Source organism: Mycobacterium sp. NTMscope_Eco_3 (genome assembly GCF_976985685.1).
Genome location: NZ_CDRJYZ010000001.1, coordinates 3,780,552 through 3,797,935 on the forward strand (window position 1 = coordinate 3,780,552; position 17,384 = coordinate 3,797,935).

The window sequence follows — 17,384 nt, forward strand, 5'->3', positions numbered from 1 at the left end:
GTCAGACCTCCAGTGTGGTGCCGGTCTCGCGCTCGGCGAAGGCCACCAGCCGCGCGGCCGTGTCGTAGTCGCATGCCAGCGGCGTCCGGCCGATGAGCACCGGGCCGCCGCGCAGCCCGAACCGGCCGCTGACCCCGACGTAGCTGCCCGGCGGGACGGGCTCGCTGATGCAGTACAGCGTGGGCGCCGCGCCCTCGTCGATGTCGTTGGCCAGCCGGTCGGCCACCACCTTGACCGCCTTGTGGGCCAGCGACATCAGCGGTGCGTCGCCCACGTTGGACAGGTTCGACGCCACCCAGCCGGGGTGGGTGAGGTGGGTGACGAGCGGCGACCCGGCCGCGCGCAACCTGCGGTCCAGCTCGAGCCCCCACAGCATGACCGCGAGCTTGGACTGCGCGTAGGCGCCCAGCCTCGTCCATTTGTGCCGGCGCAGGTGCGGGTCGTCGAGGTGCAGCGTCGCCGACCGGTGCGCGTCGGAGCCGACGTTGATGATCTGCGAACGCACCCTGGATATGAGCAGGTTGGTCAGGGCGAACGGCCCGAGCAAATTGGTGCCCAGCGTCATCTCGAATCCGTCGACCGTGTCGGTGCGGCGGTCGGTGAGGGCGCCGGCGTTGTTGATCAGGATGTCGACCGGCCCGTCGATCAGGTCGGGGAACGCCCGCACCGACGACAGGTCGGCGAGGTCGAGCCTGACCACGGAGGTCGAGCCGCCGATTTCAGCCGCTCGCTGCGCACCGAGGTCGGTGTTGCGCACCGCGAGGATCACGTGCGCGCCGGCGTTGGCGAGCGCGCGCGAGGTGCCCAGCCCCACCCCGTTGGTCGCCCCGGTCACGATCACGCGCTTGCCGGTCAGGTTGCCGAGCCGGCTCGGCGTCCACGGTAAGGTCACGGCGACTAAGAGTAATCGTCGGTTCTATGTAAGTTGGACCGGTTCTGCCAACATTGGTCGCGGAAGCACAGCGGACGGACTTTCCCGAGGCGGTTCGACATGAGTGACAGCGCCACCGAGATCACCAACCTCATCTACACCTATGCGCAGCTGCTCGACGGCGGCGACCTGGACGGGGTGGCCCGGCTGTTCGAGCACGGCCGCATCTGCGGCGTGGAGGACGGCCCGCCGGAGACGGTGTTCGCGGGTTCGGCGAGGGTCCGCGAGATGTACGAGATGGCCACGCGCATCTACGAAGACGGCACCCCGAAGACCAAACACCACACCGCCAACGTGCAGCTGTACATCGACGAGGCGCAGGGCACCGCGACCAGCACGTCCTACTACTGCGTCACGCAGGCCACCCCCGACCTGCCGCTGCAGGTCATCGTGACCGGGCACTACAAGGACACCTTTCACCGGGTGGACGGCGCCTGGTGTTTCGACAGCCGCACCATGTTCGTCGACCAGGTCGGCGACGTCAGCCGGCACCTGAAGTTCTGACCGTCATGGCATCCCCCAGCGTCTTCGAGCCGGCCGCCGTCCTGGCCGACGCGCAACGCAAGGAAGGGCTCACCGACTGGGGCCCGGGCGAATTCGAAGAGCCGCTGACCGTCCTGCTGCGCGATTATGCGCGCGCCGACCTCAACGCGATCGGCGCCCACATCCTGCGGTCGGGCATCGTGCACAGCCTGCGGATGCGACTGCGCACCCAGGAGTGGATCCGCCGCCATCCGGAGATTCTCGACGAGCGGGTGGCCGCGCCGATCGTGGTCGTCGGGATGATGCGCAGCGGGACCACGCTGTTGCAGCGCCTGCTGGCGGCCGACCCGCGCTTCGTCTGCGCGTACGGGTGGGAGGTCGTCGAGGTCGCGCCGCGACTGAACCATCAGTTCGCCGGGGTGGATCCGCGCATCGCCATCGCCCAAGCGCGAGAAGCGAAATCGCGCGAACTGGCGCCCGAACTGTTCTCCATCCACCCGATGTACGCCACCGAAGCCGAGGAGGAGATCGTCTTTCTGGCGGACGCCTTCCTGTCGCACGTCCCCGAGTCGGGCGCGCACCTGCCCCGCTACCGGACCTGGCTCGACGACCAGGACTTCTCCCCCGCCTACGCCCACCTGCACCGCATGCTGCAGTTCCTGCAATGGCAGAAACGCCGGCGCGGGCTGGTCGGTCAGCGCTGGGTGCTCAAATCGCCGGCGCACCTGGGGTATTTGGGCCTGCTGCGCGCCCAGTTCCCCGACCTGCACGTCGTGCACATGCACCGCGACCCGCGCACCACGATTGCGTCGGGGGCCGGCCTGAACGCCACCCTGCACGCGATGCACGCCGACGCCGTGGATGCGCACCGGGTCGGCGCGCAATGGTTGGCGCGGATGGGCTGGACCAACGACCGGGCGATGGCGACCCGCGACGGCTGGTCCGACGACGGTGATCGCGTCACCGACATCGGGTTCCACGAGGCGGTGGCCGACCCGATCGGGCAGGTGGCCCGCGTCTACGACGCGATCGGGCTGCCGCTGACCGCCGACGCCGAGGACGCGATGCGCCGCTGGCTGCGTGAGCGTCCGCGGGAGGCGGCGCGCCCGCCCTACGGTCTGGAGAACTACGGCCTGCTGCCCGAGCAGGTCGACGAGCGATTCACGTTGTACAACAAGCGTTTTGCGCAATTCATCGGAGGAACAGCACATGCCTGATGACCCGGTCGCGACGGCGTCCCAGCATGAACAAGAACTGGCGGCGCTCGACCTGATCGAGCATCCCACCGTCAAGGCTGCGTACCGCACCGTGGCGCAGACCTGGCTGGGCCGGGCCAGGGCGTCCGACGCGATGCGCGAACGCTTCGACGACGCGTTCGCCGAGGTGATGTTCTCGGCGGCGATGTGGTCGTCCAACCAGGACAAGCTGCGGCCCAAGGTCAGTTGCATCACCCGGCTCGCGCACCCTGTGGACGGGCGCCGGATCCCCGGATCGCGTTGGGGCATCGACAATCCCGACAGCGTGTACCGGGTGATCCCCATCTCCGGAGACGAGCGCTACGAGATCCACGGCCGGGTCGGCGAACACCGGATGACCGAGAACTACTTCACCCTCTGGGATGCGAACATGGGCACCGTCGACGTGCTCAACGGCCGCACCATGCGGGTCGACTCCGACGGCAGCTTCACCATCACCGTCGACTCCGAACCCGCCAACGGCCGGCCCAATCACGTGCGGACATCCCCGGCGGCCCACGAGTTCTACATTCGCGACGTGCTGCTGGACTGGGGCCGCGACGACCCCAATCACCTTGAGGTGCAACGGCTTGGCGGCCCCGCGGTGACGCCGCCACGCACCCTTGATGAGCAGGCCGAGGCCACCGCCGCGATGATGGATTACTTCGCGAACTTCACCGGCAAGCTCAGCCACGGCGTGTACAAGATGCCGGCCAACCATTTCAACCTGGCCTGGTCGGCCGACAAGATCGGGGCCATGCGCAACCAGGTGTATGTGATGGGCCGCTTCGATCTCGCCCCCGACGAGGCGTTCGTCGTCGACCTGAATGACGGTGGCGCCGAATACTTCACCGTCCCGCTCAGCAACATCTGGGGCACCACGCTCGAACTCGTCGACCGCACCGGCAGCCTCAACAAGGCGCAGTCGGTCCCGAACGAGGACGGCACCTACACCTACGTGATCTCGCCCGTCGACCCCGGCGTGGCCAACTGGATCGACTCCGACGGCCTGCGCGAGGCCATCCTGACCCTGCGCATGGCGGAGTTCGGCGAGAATGGTCCCCGCGAAGACCTCGGCGCGCGGGGCCGCGTCATCAAGCTGGACCAGCTCGACACCGAGGTGCCGCACCTGGCGCGGGTGAGCCCGCGGCAGCGGGCCGCCCAGCTCGCCGAGCGCCGCACGGCCTATCTGCGCCGCCTACCGGAAGGAACAAGCTAGATGGCTCGCTGGCAGATCACGGGATGCTCCACCGGCTTCGGACGCGAGATCGCCCGCGCGGCCCTGGAAGCCGGCCACAGCGTGGTGGTGACGGCGCGACGGGCCGAGGCCGTGCAGGACCTCGCCGACGAGTTCGGCGACCGGGCGCTGGCGGTCGCGCTCGACGTGACCGACACCGGCCAGGTCGCGGCCGCGGTGGCGGCGGCCGACGAGGCCTTCGGCGGAATCGATGTCCTGGTCAACAACGCCGGACACGGCTACCTGTCGGCGGTGGAAGAGGGCGAGGACGCCGAGGTCCGAAAGCTGTTCGACGTGAACTACTTCGGCGCCGTCGACATGATCAAGGCGGTGCTGCCGGCGATGCGCGCCCGCGGATCGGGCCACATCATCAACATCTCCTCGATGACCGGCCTGGTGGCCAACCCGCCCAATGCCTACTATTCGTCGACCAAGTTCGCGCTGGAGGCGGTCACCGAGGCGCTCGCCACCGAGGTCCGCCCCCTGGGCATCAAGGTGACCGCCGTCGAACCGGGCGCCTTCCGCACCGATTGGGCGACGAGGTCGATGAAGGAATCCGAGTCTCCGATAACCGATTACGCCGACGTGGCGGCGCGCAAGGACCTGATCAAGCAGTTCGCCGATCACCTGCCCGGCGACCCGCGCAAGGTGGCCGAGGCGGTGCTGATGGTGGCCAAGCTCGATGACCCGCCGCTGCGGCTGCTGCTGGGCCGCGACGTGCTCAAGGCCATGCGGGACAAGATCGCCGCGTTGTCGGCATCGATCGACGAATGGGAAGCCGTCACCAAGGACGTCAACTTCCCGGCGTCGTAGCGCGGCCCTCAGTCGCGCACGACGAGGACCGTCTTGCCGGCGCGGCCGCCGTGCTCGCGGCTTTCGAACGCCGCCCGCCCCTCGTCGAGCGGGAACGTCTGGGCGATCGCGACGTGTAAGCGGTCGCTGTCGACGAGCGCGGCGAGCTCGGCGAGCTGATCCCGATTCGGCGTGACGATGAAAAACGTTGCGCTGACGCCGAATTCGTCAGCCCTGCCGTCGGGCGGCGGCGCCGACAACGTCACCAGCCGGCCGCCGCGGCGCAGCACGGCGTATGACCGCTCCAGCGTCTGGCCGCCGACGGTGTCGACGACGACGTCGCAGGCGGCGCCCGTTTCGTCGAATGCCTCCGTGCGCGTGTCGATCACCCGCTGCGCGCCGCAGCCGCGCAGGAGGTTCGCGGTGTCGCTGCGCACGGTCGCGGTGACGCGCGCCCCGCGCAGGGCGGCCAGCTGAACGGTCAACAGGCCCACTCCGCCGGCGCCCCCGTGCACCAGCACGGACTCTCCGGGCTGCACCGCGGCATGGTCGACCAGAGCCTGCCACGCGGTCAGGCCGGCCAGCGGCAGCGCGGCGGCGACGACGTGGGAGACCGTCGACGGTTTGGCGGCCAGATCGGCCGCGGGTACGGCGACGAAATCGGCGGCCGCGCCGTCGCGGTCGAAATCGATTAGGCCATAGACCTCGTCGCCGGGCACGAAATCCGTGACGCCGTCGGCCACCGCGGACACCACGCCGGAGACCTCGTGGGACGGGATGACGGGGGTCCGGCTGACCCCGTCGCGGGTCCACGTCTCCTCCCACGTCAGCTCGTCGAAGGTGATGGCGGCGGCGTGCACGGCCACCAAGGCTTCGCCGGCGCCCGCCACCGGCACGGGCGCCCGCTCGATCACCAGCTGTTCCGGGCCGCCGCGCCGGTTCGCCCGTAGCGCGGTCATCTTGTTCAGGGCAGCCGCCAATCGATCGCGTCCGCACCCATCCCGGCCAGCAGTTCGTTGGCGCGGCTGAACGGGCGGGAGCCGAAGAATCCCCGCGACGCCGACAGCGGCGAGGGGTGCGGCGACTCGATGGCCACGCAATTGCCCTGAGCGAGAATCGGTTTGAGCGTCGACGCGTCGCGGCCCCACAGGATGGCCACCAGGGGCAGCGAGCGTGCGGTCAGCGCCCGGATGGCGCATTCGGTCACCGCTTCCCAGCCCTTGCCCCGATGCGACGCCGGATTGCTGGGACGCACGGTGAGCACCCTGTTCAACAGCAGCACGCCGCGCTGCGCCCACGGCGTCAGGTCACCGGATGAGGGCGGGGGGTGGCCCAGGTCCGCGGTGTACTCCTGAAAGATGTTGGCCAGGCTGCGGGGCAGCGGCCGCACCTCGGGCGCCACCGAAAAGCTCAGGCCCACAGCGTGTCCGGGCGTCGGATAGGGGTCCTGCCCGACGATCAACACCCTGACCTGGTCGAAGGGATAGGTGAAGGCGCGCAACACATTCGACCCGGCGGGCAGATACCTGCGCCCGGCCGCGATCTCGTCCCGCAGGAATTGCCCCATTTGGGCGACCTGCCCGGCCACGGGTTGCAGCGCGCTCGCCCAGCCCGGCTCGACCAATTCGCTCAACGGGCGCGCCGTCATCATCGGCCCTTCGCGATCGGGTAAACGGTCACCGCGCCACCCTAGTACGACTGCCAGCCGGCGTGGCCGCTCCACTCCTGATCGTCGACGAGCACCCGGGCCGGCCCGTCGAGAACCCGCCCGATGACACGCCATCCGGCCGGCGCGGGTCCGGCGAAACACGCCACCAGGGCGTGGTCTTCACCGCCGGCCAGCACCCACGGCCAGGGATCGGCGCCCGCGGCGGCCGCCGCCGCGGCAAGCGCGTCGCGGTCCGCGGCCAGCGCCGCGGTGGACAGGTCGATGCCCACCCCCGACGCGTCGGCGACGTGGCGTAGGTCGGCGATCAGGCCGTCGGAGACGTCGATCATCGCCTGCGCTCCCCCGGCGGCCGCGACCGAGCCCTGACCGTACGGCGGCTCGGGCACCACATGCCGGCGCCGCAACTCATCGAACCCACCAATGCCGTTGTGCCACAAGGCGAAACCCGCCGCGGAGCGGCCCAGGTCCCCGGCAACGGCGACCAGCGAGCCGGGCTGTGCGCCCGATCGCCGCACCGGATCGCGCCCGCCGAGGTCGCCCAGCACCGTCACCGAGATCACCCACTGCGGGCAGCCGACCAGGTCGCCGCCGGCGATGCCGGCGCCGACGCGCTGCGCCTCGTCCCACATCCCGTCGACCAGCGCGTCCACCGCCGCCGCCGGCGTCGCACCGGGCGCCCCGAAGGCGACGACGAACGCCGTGGGCCGCGCGCCCATCGCCTCGATGTCCGCGGCGTTCTGGGCGATCGCCTTGCGGCCGATGTCGTGGGGCGCCGACCAGTCCAGCCGGAAGTGCCGGTCCTGCACCAGCATGTCGGTCGACACCACGGCGCGGCCGTCGCCGGCCGCCACCAGCGCCGCGTCGTCACCCGGCCCGAGCACGACCGCGGCGGGCTGCCGGCGGCCAGCCACCAGGCGGTCGATGACAGCGAACTCGCCGAGTTGCTGCAGCGTCGATTCGTCCCGCACGCCACCCACGATAATTGGCCATCGGGGTGAGCTGAGGCGATAGTGATGTGGGGACAGGAGGTGTGCGCGGTGGCAACCGGATCGGACGCCGACGGCGGGCCGCCGCGAGCGGTGATCATCGTCGCCGTAGCGCTGGCCGTCGCGACCATCGGGGTGATCCTGGCGATCGCGGCCACCCGGGAGGCTCCGCCGCAACCGGTCGCCGTTCCCGCCGTCCCGGCGCCGCAGGCCGAAAGCGCCGCGTGCCGGGCGCTGATGGACGCGCTGCCGCAGCGCCTGGGCGACTACCAGCGGGCGGCGCTCGAGCAACCGGAACCGGTGGGGGCGGCGGCCTGGCGGACCGGACACGGCAGCGAGCCGGTGGTGCTGCGCTGCGGGCTGGACCGCCCGGGCGAGTTCGTCGTCGGCGCCCCGATCCAGGTGGTCGACCGGGTGCAGTGGTTCCAGGTGCGTTCCGATCAGCAGTCCGCCGGTGACGCCGGCCGATCCACCTGGTACGCGGTGGATCGCGGAGTCTATGTGGCGCTCACGCTGCCCACCGGGTCGGGCCCGGCACCGATCCAGCGGCTGTCCGAGGTGATCGAACAGCGCATCGCGGCCGCACCCATCAACCCCGGGCCCGCGCGTTAGCGCCTAACGCAGGCCGACCCCGCGGGCCAACGCCGTCTCGACCATCGTCGCCAGCAGGGTCGGGTAGTCCACGCCGCTGGCCGCCCACATCCGCGGATACATCGAGATCGTGGTGAATCCCGGCATCGTGTTGATCTCGTTGAGCACGGGCCCGTCGTCGGTGAGGAAGAAATCCACCCGGGCCAGCCCCTGGCAGTCAATGGCCTTGAACGCGCGGATCGCCAATTGGCGCACGGCATCGGCGGTTTCGTCGTCGACCTTTGCGGGCACATCCAATTCGGCTGCGTCGTCAAGGTATTTGGTGGCGAAGTCGTAGAACGAGTCCTCGCGGCCCCGCACGCCGGCCAGCCGGATCTCGCCCAGCGCGCTGGCTTCGACTGTGCCGTCGGGCATTTCGAGCACGCCGCACTCCAGCTCACGGCCGACGATCGCGGCCTCGACGATGACCTTGGGATCGTGGCGGCGCGCGGCGGCGACGGCGGCGTCCAGCTGGTCCCGGCTCGATACCCGGCTCACACCGATCGAGGAACCGCCCCGGGCTGGTTTGACGAACACCGGCAACCCCAGCCGCTGGCACTCCTCGGGCCGTAGCCGCGCGCGTGACGGGCGCAGCACCGCGTAGTCGCCGACCGGCAATCCCTCGGCGGCGAACAGCTTTTTGGTGAATTCCTTGTCCATGCCGGCGGCGCTGGCCAACACACCGGCGCCCACATACGGCACGCCGGCGAGTTCGAGCAGCCCCTGAATGGTGCCGTCCTCGCCGTAGGGGCCGTGCAGCACGGGGAACACCACGTCGACGGACGCCAACACCTCACCCGCGCGGGGGGGCAGGGACACCAATTGGCCGCCGCGCCGCGGATCGGCCGACAGCGCCAGCTCGGTTCCCGATTCGGCGGTGACCTCGGGCAGTCGCCGGTCGGTGATCGCCAGCGCGGCCGGGTCGCCGTCGGTGAGCACCCAGGAACCTTCCGGGGTGATGCCGATCGCGACCACCTCGAAACGCTCGGGGTCGAGGTTGCGCAGGATGCTGCCCGCCGAGACGCACGAGATGGCGTGCTCGTTGCTGCGCCCGCCGAAGACGACGGCGACACGCGCCCGCTCACCGCCCCCTGAGCCGGGGTGCGGCGTCGACCGATCGCTGGCATTCACAATGTCAAGAGGCTACCGGGTAGGCGGCGGCTCATTCGGGCTTGGTGCGGCGGCCCAACAGCAGCGCCATCGCCTCGTCGACCGACAACCCTTTGTGGCAGACCCGGTGCACGGCGTCGGTGAGCGGCATTTCGACGTCGTAGCTGGCGGCCAGCGCCAGCACCGACTCGCAGGACGTCACACCCTCGACGACGTGCCCGTCGCCGCCGTCGGGCGTGCCGGAAAGAACCGATTCGATGGTTGCTCCGCGGCCGAGCCGTTCGCCGAACGACCGGTTGCGCGACCGCGGGGAGCTGCAGGTGGCCACCAGGTCGCCCACCCCGGCCAGCCCGGCCAGCGTCGCGCCCTTGGCGCCCAGCGCGATCCCCAGCCGCATGATCTCGGCCAGGCCACGGGTGATGATCGCCGCCGCGGTGTTTTCGCCGAGCCCCACACCGGCCGCCATCCCGCAGGCGAGCGCGATGACGTTCTTGCACGCGCCGCCGATCTCGGTGCCGACCACATCACTGTTGGTATAGGGGCGAAAGTATCCGCTGTTCAGCATGCGCTGCAGGGCGACGGCCCGGCCCGAGTCACTGCAGGCGACCACCGTCGCGGCCGGCTGGCAGCCCGCGATCTCGCTGGCCAGGTTCGGACCCGATATCACCGCGACCTGAGCCGGGTCGGCGCCGGTCACCGCCACGATCACCTGGCTCATCCGCATCAGGGTGCCCAGCTCGATGCCCTTGGCCAGGCTGACCAGGGTGGCGCCCTCGCGCAGCAGCGGCGTCCAGCGCTCGAGGTTGCTGCGCATCGTCTGCGCGGGCACGCCGAGCAGCACGGTGGACGCGCCGTGCAGCGCCTCGGCGGCGTCGGCGGTGGCGCGGACGCCCGACGGCAGCGACGTGCCGGGCAGATAGTCCGGGTTTGATCGGGTGGCGTTGATGCGCTCGGCGAGCTCGGGCCTGCGCGCCCACAGGGTGACCTGTGTTTCCGGTCCGCCGGCCTCGACGAGCACCTTGGCCAGCGCCGTTCCCCACGCCCCGGCGCCCATGACCGTGACGGAGCCCGCTGAACCGCCATGCGTGCTGGTCATGTTCACCCCCTGCGGTGGTCGGTGTTGCTCACGCGGCGCGTGCAGCCGCTACACCCTAGATCAGCGACGGACCGGGCGTCACGCGCGCCAGCGTGTCCCCGCGCGCCGGGGCCATGACGCCGGCGCGCGCGGCGCCGCTGGCAGGATGACATCTCATGAGCGGCATACGACCCGACGGCGCACACAGCGGCGTGGGCAACGGGGGTGATGTCGCGTTGATCATCGCCGTCAAGAGGTTGGCCGCGGCCAAGACCAGACTGGCGCCGGTTTTCTCGGCCCGCACGCGCGAGAGCGTGGTGCTGGCGATGTTGATGGACACCCTGGCCGCCGCGGGGCGCGTCGAATCGCTGGGCTCGATCACCGTGATCACTCCCGACGACGCGGCGGCCGCCGCGGCCACGGAGCTGGGCGCCGATGTGCTGGTTGACCCGACGCCCGAGGGCCATCCCGATCCGCTGAACAACGCGATCGCCACCGCGGCGCGCTCGGTGGCCGGTTCGTTCTCCAATGTCGTTGCGCTGCAAGGCGATTTGCCGGCGCTGCAAACCCAGGAGCTGGCCGAGGCCGTCGCCGCCGCGCGTCAGCACCGGCGCAGCTTCGTCGCCGACCGGCTGGCGACCGGAACCGCGGCGCTCTTCGCATTCGGGGGCCCGCTCGATCCCCGGTTCGGTACCGATTCCTCGGCGCGGCACCGCAGTTCGGGTGCGATCGAGCTGACCGGCGCGTGGCCCGGCCTGCGCTGTGACGTCGACACCCCGACCGACCTCGCGGCCGCCCGTCGCCTCGGGGTGGGGGCCGCGACGGCCCGCGCCCTCGCCGCGCACTGATTCGGTCACGCGAGGCCAAGCCGTCCGGAACGTGAACGTCGGCCCAACGGCGAATGGATGTCCCGCGTGCGCAAGCGCCACCCGCTTCGCCCGCTCGCGATCACCACTGGCAGCACCCGCGCGTGATGAGCGATGATCGCAGGGTGACTGAAATCGAAGCTGAGGCGCGACCCGACGAGAATCTGTGGCATTCAGGCGACTCGGCCGTGGCGGCTCCACCGGCCGCGACCCCCACCGCGATGACCGATCTGCCGGACGAGCGTTACCTCAACCGGGAACTGAGCTGGCTGGACTTCAACGCCCGCGTGCTGGCGCTGGCCGACGATAATTCGTTGCCGCTGTTGGAACGGGCCAAGTTCCTGGCGATCTTCGCCTCCAACCTCGACGAGTTCTACATGGTGCGGGTCGCCGGCCTCAAGCGCCGCGACGAGATGGGCCTGTCGGTGCGCTCCGCCGACGGTCTGACGCCGCGCAAGCAGCTGGCCTTCATCGGGGAACAGACCCAGCGGATCGCCACCCGGCACGCGCGGGTGTTCCTCGATTCGGTGCGTCCGGCGCTCGCCGAGGAAGGCATCCACATCGTCACGTGGGCCGACCTCGACCAGGCCGAGCGCGACGAACTCTCGACCTATTTCACCGATCAAGTCTTTCCCGTCCTGACTCCGCTGGCCGTCGATCCCGCGCACCCGTTCCCGTTCGTCAGCGGGCTGAGCCTGAATCTGGCGGTCATGGTGCGCCAGCCCGAGGATGGTGGCCAGCACTTCGCCCGAGTCAAGGTGCCCAACAACGTCGATCGCTTCGTCGAACTCGGCGCGCTCAAGGCGGGCCGCGACACCGCCGCGGGCCAAAGCCGCTCCATCGTCCGCTATCTGCCGCTGGAGGAACTGATCGCGGCCTTCCTTCCTCTTCTGTTCCCCGGCATGGAAATCGTGGAACACCACGCATTCCGCATTACCCGCAACGCCGACATGGAAGTCGAAGAGGACCGCGACGAAGATCTGCTGCAGGCCCTCGAAAGGGAATTGGCGCGCCGGCGGTTCGGTCCGCCGGTGCGACTCGAGATCGCCGACGACATGACCGAGGGCATGCTGGAATTGCTGCTGCGCGAACTGGACGTGCATCCCGGCGACGTCATCGAAGTCCCCGGGCTTCTCGATCTTTCGTCGCTGTGGCAGATCTACGACCTGGACCGCCCGGCGCTCAAGGACCCCGCGTTCGTTCCCGACACGCACCCCGCCTTCGCCGACCGCGAATCCCCCAAGAGCATCTTCGCGACGCTGCGCGAGGGCGACGTGCTGGTGCACCACCCGTATGACTCCTTCTCCACCAGCGTGCAGCGATTCATCCAGCAGGCCGCGGCCGATCCCAACGTGCTGGCGATCAAACAGACGTTGTATCGCACCTCCGGTGATTCGCCGATCGTTCGCGCGCTGATCGAAGCGGCCGAGGCTGGAAAGCAGGCCGTGGCGCTCGTCGAGATCAAGGCGCGCTTCGACGAACAGGCCAACATCCGCTGGGCGCGCGCACTCGAACAAGCGGGCGTGCACGTGGTTTACGGGCTCGTCGGGCTCAAGACGCACTGCAAGACCTGCTTGGTGGTGCGTCGCGAAGGCTCGGCGATCCGGCGGTACTGCCACATCGGAACCGGCAACTACAACAGCAAGACCGCCCGTCTCTATGAGGATGTCGGCCTGCTGACAGCCGCCCCCGACATCGGTGCGGACCTCACCGACTTGTTCAATTCGCTTACCGGATATTCGCGTAAGGTCTCCTACCGCAATCTGCTGGTGGCGCCGCACGGAATTCGCACCGGCATCATCGAACGCGTCGAACGCGAGATCGCGGCGCACCGCGAACGCGGAGACGGGCGAATTCGTCTCAAGATGAATGCGCTGGTGGATGAACAGGTCATCGATGCGCTGTACCGGGCGTCGCAGGCGGGCGTGCGGGTCGAGGTGGTCGTGCGTGGCATCTGCGCGCTGCGCCCGGGCGCGCAGGGCTACTCCGAAAACATCTTTGTGCGCTCCATTCTCGGGCGTTTCCTGGAGCACTCGCGGATCATCCATTTCCACAGCATCAATGAATTCTGGATCGGCAGCGCCGATATGATGCACCGCAACCTCGATCGTCGGGTGGAGGTGCTGGCTCAGGTCAAGGACCCCAAGCTCACCGCGCAGCTGGATGAATTGTTCGAGTCCGCATTGGATCCGTCCACGCGCTGCTGGGAACTCGGGTCCGACGGGCAGTGGACCGCGTCGCCACACGAGGGCCATACGGTGCGCGACCACCAAGTATCGTTGATGGAGCGGCATCGCAGTCCCTAGACCTGTGCGGTGATTTCCGGTTGTTTCCGGGCCGCAGCGTGATTGAACGTGCGACTCTGACCGAATTGACCTGCAGGAGTTGAGGTGCCGCCCCCGAACTCGTCCAACGCTCGGCGCTCCGCAAGCCGAATCGTCCCTGCCGCCGGCGCGGTGCTGTGGCGACCGGGCGATGCCGGCCACGATGTCGAGATCGCTGTCATCCACCGCCCCCGCTACGACGATTGGTCACTGCCCAAAGGCAAGGTGGACCCCGGCGAGACGGCGCCCGCGGCGGCGGTGCGGGAGGTGCACGAGGAGACCGGACAGCACGCGGTCCTCGGCAGGCGGCTCAACACTGTGAGCTACCCCATCGAGGCGGGCGTCAAAAAAGTCTTCTACTGGTCGGCGCGCGCCGTCGGCGGCGAATTCGTTCCCGGCGACGAGGTCGACCGGTTGCTCTGGTTGCCGGCGGCCGAGGCCATGCAGAAACTCGACTATGCGCAAGACCGAAAAGTGTTGCGCCACTTCAACAAAAAGCCGGCGGATACCCACACCGTGCTGGTGGTCCGGCACGCCACCGCGGGGCGCAAATCGCGCTTTTCGGGCGATGACACCAAGCGGCCGCTGGACAAACGGGGGCGTGCGCAGGCCAAGGCGCTGGTTCCGCAACTGCTGGCCTTCGGTGCCTCGCGGGTGTATGCGGCCGACCGGGTCCGCTGCCACCAGACCGTGGAGCCACTCGCCGAGTCTCTCGGCTCGGCCGTGCACAACGAGCCGACCCTCACCGAAGAGGCCTACGCCAAGAACGCCAAACGCAGCCGCCACCGGATGCTGGATATCGCCCACGAGCACGGCACACCGGTTGTCTGCACGCAGGGCAAGGTGATTCCGGACCTGATCGCGTGGTGGTGTGCTCGGGATGGAGTGCGGCCGGACAAATCGCGCAACCACAAAGGCAGCACCTGGGTGCTGTCATTGTCCGGGGGCCGGCTGGTGACCGCCGACCACATCGGCGGTGCGCTGGCCGCCAACGTGCGGGCCTAGCGTGCTGGCGGCGGCCCGCCGCTAGCACACGAATACCCTCCGGGGCACCGGTGCCGCCGAAGGGTATTCGTGTCTAGAACGTGCTCTGCCTACCGGCGGCCGCGACGCGCGGTCGTCTTCTTGGCGGGAGCCTTGCGGGCCGTCGACTTGCTCGCGGCCTTCTTGGCCGGAGCCTTGGTCGCGGCCTTGCGGGCCGGAGCCTTCTTTGCCGCAGTCTTCTTGGCCGGAGCCTTGGTCGCGGCCTTGCGGGCCGGAGCCTTCTTCACTGCGGCCTTCTTGGCCGGAGCCTTCTTCACTGCGGCCTTCTTGGCGGGAGCCTTCTTGGCCGCAGTCTTCTTGGCGGGAGCCTTCTTGGCCGCGGCCTTCTTCGCCGGAGCCTTCTTGGCCGCAGTCTTCTTGGCCGCGCCCGTGCCACCTACCACGCCGCGCTTGACGGCCGGGCCTTCCGACGGGAGACGCTGTGCGCCAGACACAACCGCTTTGAATTGGGCACCGGGACGGAACGCGGGGACGGACGTCGGCTTCACCTTCACCGTCTCACCGGTACGCGGGTTGCGGGCCACGCGCGCTGCGCGGCGCCGCTGTTCGAACACACCGAACCCGGTAATCGTGACGCTGTCGCCCTTGTGTACCGCACGCACAATGGTGTCGACAACGTTCTCGACCGCAGCGGTCGCCTGCCGACGGTCCGTGTTCAATTTCTGTGTGAGCACATCAATGAGCTCTGCCTTATTCATCAATCCCTCCGACACTAGTGGTCCTCGATTTGAACCGACTAGTGGACACGGTAAACCCTCACCCAGCAAATTTCCAAGAGCCACGCGCAATTTCACGGCAAGGCGTACGGCGTTTTCGCAATCCGGTTGCCGCCCTTGACCGGTGGGGGATCTTGAAATCGGCCCGGTTTAGTTAGCCGATCGAGCAGAAATTCGGCTGGGTCCGACCGTTCAGGAAGTGGACAGAGTGCGCGGTTTCCAGTCCGGATAGGCCGCCTCGAAAGACTCGATTTCGTCGAGTTTCCGCAGCGTAAGGGCTATATCGTCGAGGCCTTCGAGTAGTCGCCACGCGGTGTGGTCGTCAATCTTGAACGGCAGCACCGTCGTTCCCGCGGTGATATTTCGATCTTGAAGATTGGCAGTGATTTCCAAGCCGGGGCTCTGCTCGATCAGCTTCCAGAGGAGCTCCACCCCGTCTTGGGAAACTTCGGCCGCCAAGAGCCCCGCCTTGCCGGCGTTGCCCCGGAAAATGTCACCGAACCGAGACGAGATGACTACTCGGAACCCGTAGTCCATCAGCGCCCACACCGCATGCTCGCGCGACGAGCCCGTCCCGAAATCGGGTCCTGCGACGAGGACTGAGCCCCGGTCAAAGGGGCTGAGGTTGAGCACGAATGACGGATCCGACCGCCAGCTCGCGAACAGCCCGTCCTCGAAACCGGTTCGGGTGACACGCTTCAAATACACCGCCGGAATGATCTGATCGGTGTCGACGTTGGAGCGCCGCAGCGGCACACCGATACCGGTGTGGGTGTGAAAAGCTTCCATGCTCATCCCTTCAGACGTCGAATTCGTCAGCTCAAATCGGCCGGAGCAGACAATGTGCCGCGAACCGCTGTCGCCGCGGCAACGGCCGGAGACACCAAATGCGTGCGGCCGCCTTTACCCTGGCGCCCTTCGAAGTTGCGGTTGGACGTCGCCGCGCACCGCTCGCCCGGCGCCAACTGGTCGGGATTCATTCCCAGGCACATCGAGCAGCCCGCCTGCCGCCATTCGGCACCGGCGGCGGTGAAAACCTCGCCCAGCCCTTCGGCTTCGGCCTGCGCGCGCACCCGCATCGACCCCGGGACGACGAGCATCCGCACCCCCGGCGCGACCTTGCGCCCGCGCAGGATGTCGGCCACGACCCGCAGATCTTCGATACGACCGTTGGTACAAGAGCCCACGAACACCGCATCGACGGCGACGTCACGCATCGGTGTACCCGGTCGAAGGTCCATGTATGCCAACGCTTTCTCAGCCGCCTGGCGCTCGCCGTCGTCGGTCATCAGCTCGGGATCGGGGACGGCGGCGGACAGCGGCACACCCTGGCCGGGATTTGTGCCCCACGTCACGAACGGGCTCAGCGACTCGGCATCGAGATACACCTCGGTGTCGAATTCGGCGCCCGGGTCGGTGCGCAGTTGCTGCCAATAACGCATGGCCGCATCCCATTGCGCGCCTTTCGGGGCGTGCGGGCGGTCCCGCAGGAACTCGTAGGTGGTGTCGTCGGGAGCCACCATCCCCGCCCGGGCGCCGGCTTCGATGCTCATGTTGCAGACGGTCATCCGGCCTTCCATCGACAGCGATTCGATGGCGCTGCCGCGGTATTCGATGACATGCCCCTGCCCGCCGCCGGTGCCGATCTTGGCGATCAGCGCCAGGATGATGTCCTTGGACGTCACGCCCGGCGGCAATTTCCCGTCGACATTGACCGCCATCGTCTTGAACGGGCGCAGCGGCAAGGTCTGAGTCGCAAGCACGTGCTCGACCTCCGAGGTGCCAATTCCCATGGCCAGCGCGCCGAATGCGCCGTGCGTCGAGGTGTGACTGTCCCCACAGACGATCGTCATGCCCGGCTGGGTGAGGCCCAGCTGCGGCCCGACGACGTGCACGATGCCCTGCTCGAGATTGCCCATTGGATATAGCCGCACACCGAATTCGGCACAATTTCGCCGTAATGTCTCGACCTGCGTGCGTGACACCGGGTCGGCGATCGGCTTGTCGATGTCGACGGTCGGAACGTTGTGATCCTCGGTGGCCAGCGTCAGATCGGGGCGCCGCACCGGGCGGCCGGCCAGGCGCAGGCCGTCGAAAGCCTGCGGGCTGGTGACCTCGTGCACCAGATGCAGATCGATGTAGATCAGGTCGGGCGCCGCCGCCTGCCCCGAGGCGCTCCCGGAGACCACAACATGGTCGTCCCAGACTTTTTCGGCCAGTGTGCGCGGTTTGGTCGCCGCCCCTGTGTCGATCCCCATATCGAGCTCGCCTCAATTCGCTTCATCC

The 17,384-nt window shown here is 68.7% G+C and carries 17 protein-coding genes; 8 read left to right on the plus strand and 9 right to left on the minus strand.

Going from position 1 to position 17,384, the window contains the following annotated elements; genetic code table 11:
* Position 1: 1 nt before the first annotated feature.
* Positions 2-892: an SDR family NAD(P)-dependent oxidoreductase gene (locus tag AC0KTM_RS17320; RefSeq protein ID WP_238956510.1), complete on the minus strand. Its 891-nt coding sequence runs from the start codon at positions 890-892 to the stop codon at positions 2-4.
* A 99-nt stretch (positions 893-991) separates the two neighbouring features.
* Between AC0KTM_RS17320 and AC0KTM_RS17325 the strand changes: the two genes are divergently transcribed.
* From AC0KTM_RS17325 to AC0KTM_RS17340, 4 genes are read left to right on the plus strand one after another with little or no spacing between them, the layout of a single operon-like run.
* The gene (locus tag AC0KTM_RS17325) at positions 992-1,435 is read left to right on the plus strand and encodes a nuclear transport factor 2 family protein (protein WP_225329104.1); all 444 of its coding nucleotides are present in this window, start codon (positions 992-994) and stop codon (positions 1,433-1,435) included.
* 5 nt (positions 1,436-1,440) lie between these two features.
* The gene (locus AC0KTM_RS17330) at positions 1,441-2,631 is read left to right on the plus strand and encodes a sulfotransferase family protein (RefSeq protein WP_238956511.1); all 1,191 of its coding nucleotides are present in this window, start codon (positions 1,441-1,443) and stop codon (positions 2,629-2,631) included.
* Positions 2,624-3,868, plus strand: a complete 1,245-nt coding sequence (locus tag AC0KTM_RS17335; RefSeq protein WP_238956512.1) for a hypothetical protein — start codon at positions 2,624-2,626, stop codon at positions 3,866-3,868. Before AC0KTM_RS17330 ends, AC0KTM_RS17335 begins: the two co-directional genes overlap by 8 nt.
* Positions 3,869-4,699, plus strand: coding sequence for an oxidoreductase (locus AC0KTM_RS17340; RefSeq protein WP_472416249.1), 831 nt, complete (start codon positions 3,869-3,871; stop codon positions 4,697-4,699). It begins immediately after the preceding gene.
* Positions 4,700-4,707: 8 nt separating this feature from the next.
* Here the strand turns inward: AC0KTM_RS17340 and AC0KTM_RS17345 are convergent, their stop codons facing one another.
* From AC0KTM_RS17345 to AC0KTM_RS17355, 3 genes are read right to left on the minus strand one after another with little or no spacing between them, the layout of a single operon-like run.
* Complete coding sequence (locus tag AC0KTM_RS17345) at positions 4,708-5,637, minus strand: NADP-dependent oxidoreductase (RefSeq protein WP_238956514.1); 930 nt, start codon at positions 5,635-5,637, stop codon at positions 4,708-4,710.
* Between the two features lie 5 nt (positions 5,638-5,642).
* The gene (locus AC0KTM_RS17350) at positions 5,643-6,326 is read right to left on the minus strand and encodes a uracil-DNA glycosylase (RefSeq protein WP_225329109.1); all 684 of its coding nucleotides are present in this window, start codon (positions 6,324-6,326) and stop codon (positions 5,643-5,645) included.
* A gap of 41 nt (positions 6,327-6,367) precedes the next feature.
* Positions 6,368-7,315: a thiamine-phosphate kinase gene (locus AC0KTM_RS17355; RefSeq protein ID WP_238956515.1), complete on the minus strand. Its 948-nt coding sequence runs from the start codon at positions 7,313-7,315 to the stop codon at positions 6,368-6,370.
* 45 nt (positions 7,316-7,360) lie between these two features.
* On the opposite strand from AC0KTM_RS17355, the gene AC0KTM_RS17360 reads away from it, so the two are divergent.
* The gene (locus AC0KTM_RS17360) at positions 7,361-7,945 is read left to right on the plus strand and encodes a DUF3515 domain-containing protein (protein WP_238956516.1); all 585 of its coding nucleotides are present in this window, start codon (positions 7,361-7,363) and stop codon (positions 7,943-7,945) included.
* A 3-nt stretch (positions 7,946-7,948) separates the two neighbouring features.
* Here AC0KTM_RS17360 and AC0KTM_RS17365 read toward each other — a convergent pair whose 3' ends face one another.
* Complete coding sequence (locus tag AC0KTM_RS17365; RefSeq protein WP_238956517.1) at positions 7,949-9,094, minus strand: D-alanine--D-alanine ligase family protein; 1,146 nt, start codon at positions 9,092-9,094, stop codon at positions 7,949-7,951.
* Between the two features lie 31 nt (positions 9,095-9,125).
* Positions 9,126-10,169, minus strand: coding sequence for an NAD(P)H-dependent glycerol-3-phosphate dehydrogenase (locus tag AC0KTM_RS17370; protein WP_238956518.1), 1,044 nt, complete (start codon positions 10,167-10,169; stop codon positions 9,126-9,128).
* Positions 10,170-10,324: 155 nt separating this feature from the next.
* Here AC0KTM_RS17370 and cofC point away from each other — a divergent pair, with 155 nt between their 5' ends.
* From cofC to mutT1, 3 genes are all read left to right on the plus strand, one after another.
* Complete coding sequence (gene cofC / locus AC0KTM_RS17375) at positions 10,325-10,996, plus strand: 2-phospho-L-lactate guanylyltransferase (protein WP_238956519.1); 672 nt, start codon at positions 10,325-10,327, stop codon at positions 10,994-10,996.
* Between the two features lie 122 nt (positions 10,997-11,118).
* Entirely contained in the window at positions 11,119-13,320 is a 2,202-nt protein-coding gene (locus tag AC0KTM_RS17380) for an RNA degradosome polyphosphate kinase (RefSeq protein ID WP_225329115.1), read from the plus strand.
* An 84-nt stretch (positions 13,321-13,404) separates the two neighbouring features.
* Complete coding sequence (mutT1, locus tag AC0KTM_RS17385; protein ID WP_238956520.1) at positions 13,405-14,343, plus strand: 8-oxo-(d)GTP phosphatase MutT1; 939 nt, start codon at positions 13,405-13,407, stop codon at positions 14,341-14,343.
* Between the two features lie 89 nt (positions 14,344-14,432).
* On the opposite strand, the gene AC0KTM_RS17390 is transcribed toward mutT1, so the two are convergent.
* The 3 genes from AC0KTM_RS17390 to leuC all read right to left on the minus strand — a co-directional run bounded on the left by AC0KTM_RS17390 (position 14,433) and on the right by leuC (position 17,356).
* Positions 14,433-15,080: an HU family DNA-binding protein gene (locus AC0KTM_RS17390; RefSeq protein WP_225329130.1), complete on the minus strand. Its 648-nt coding sequence runs from the start codon at positions 15,078-15,080 to the stop codon at positions 14,433-14,435.
* Positions 15,081-15,290: 210 nt separating this feature from the next.
* Positions 15,291-15,887, minus strand: coding sequence for a 3-isopropylmalate dehydratase small subunit (leuD, locus tag AC0KTM_RS17395; RefSeq protein ID WP_008259008.1), 597 nt, complete (start codon positions 15,885-15,887; stop codon positions 15,291-15,293).
* A gap of 26 nt (positions 15,888-15,913) precedes the next feature.
* Positions 15,914-17,356 (minus strand): 3-isopropylmalate dehydratase large subunit, encoded by a 1,443-nt coding sequence (gene leuC / locus AC0KTM_RS17400; RefSeq protein WP_225329117.1) that lies wholly within the window; start codon positions 17,354-17,356, stop codon positions 15,914-15,916.
* Positions 17,357-17,384: the final 28 nt, after the last annotated feature.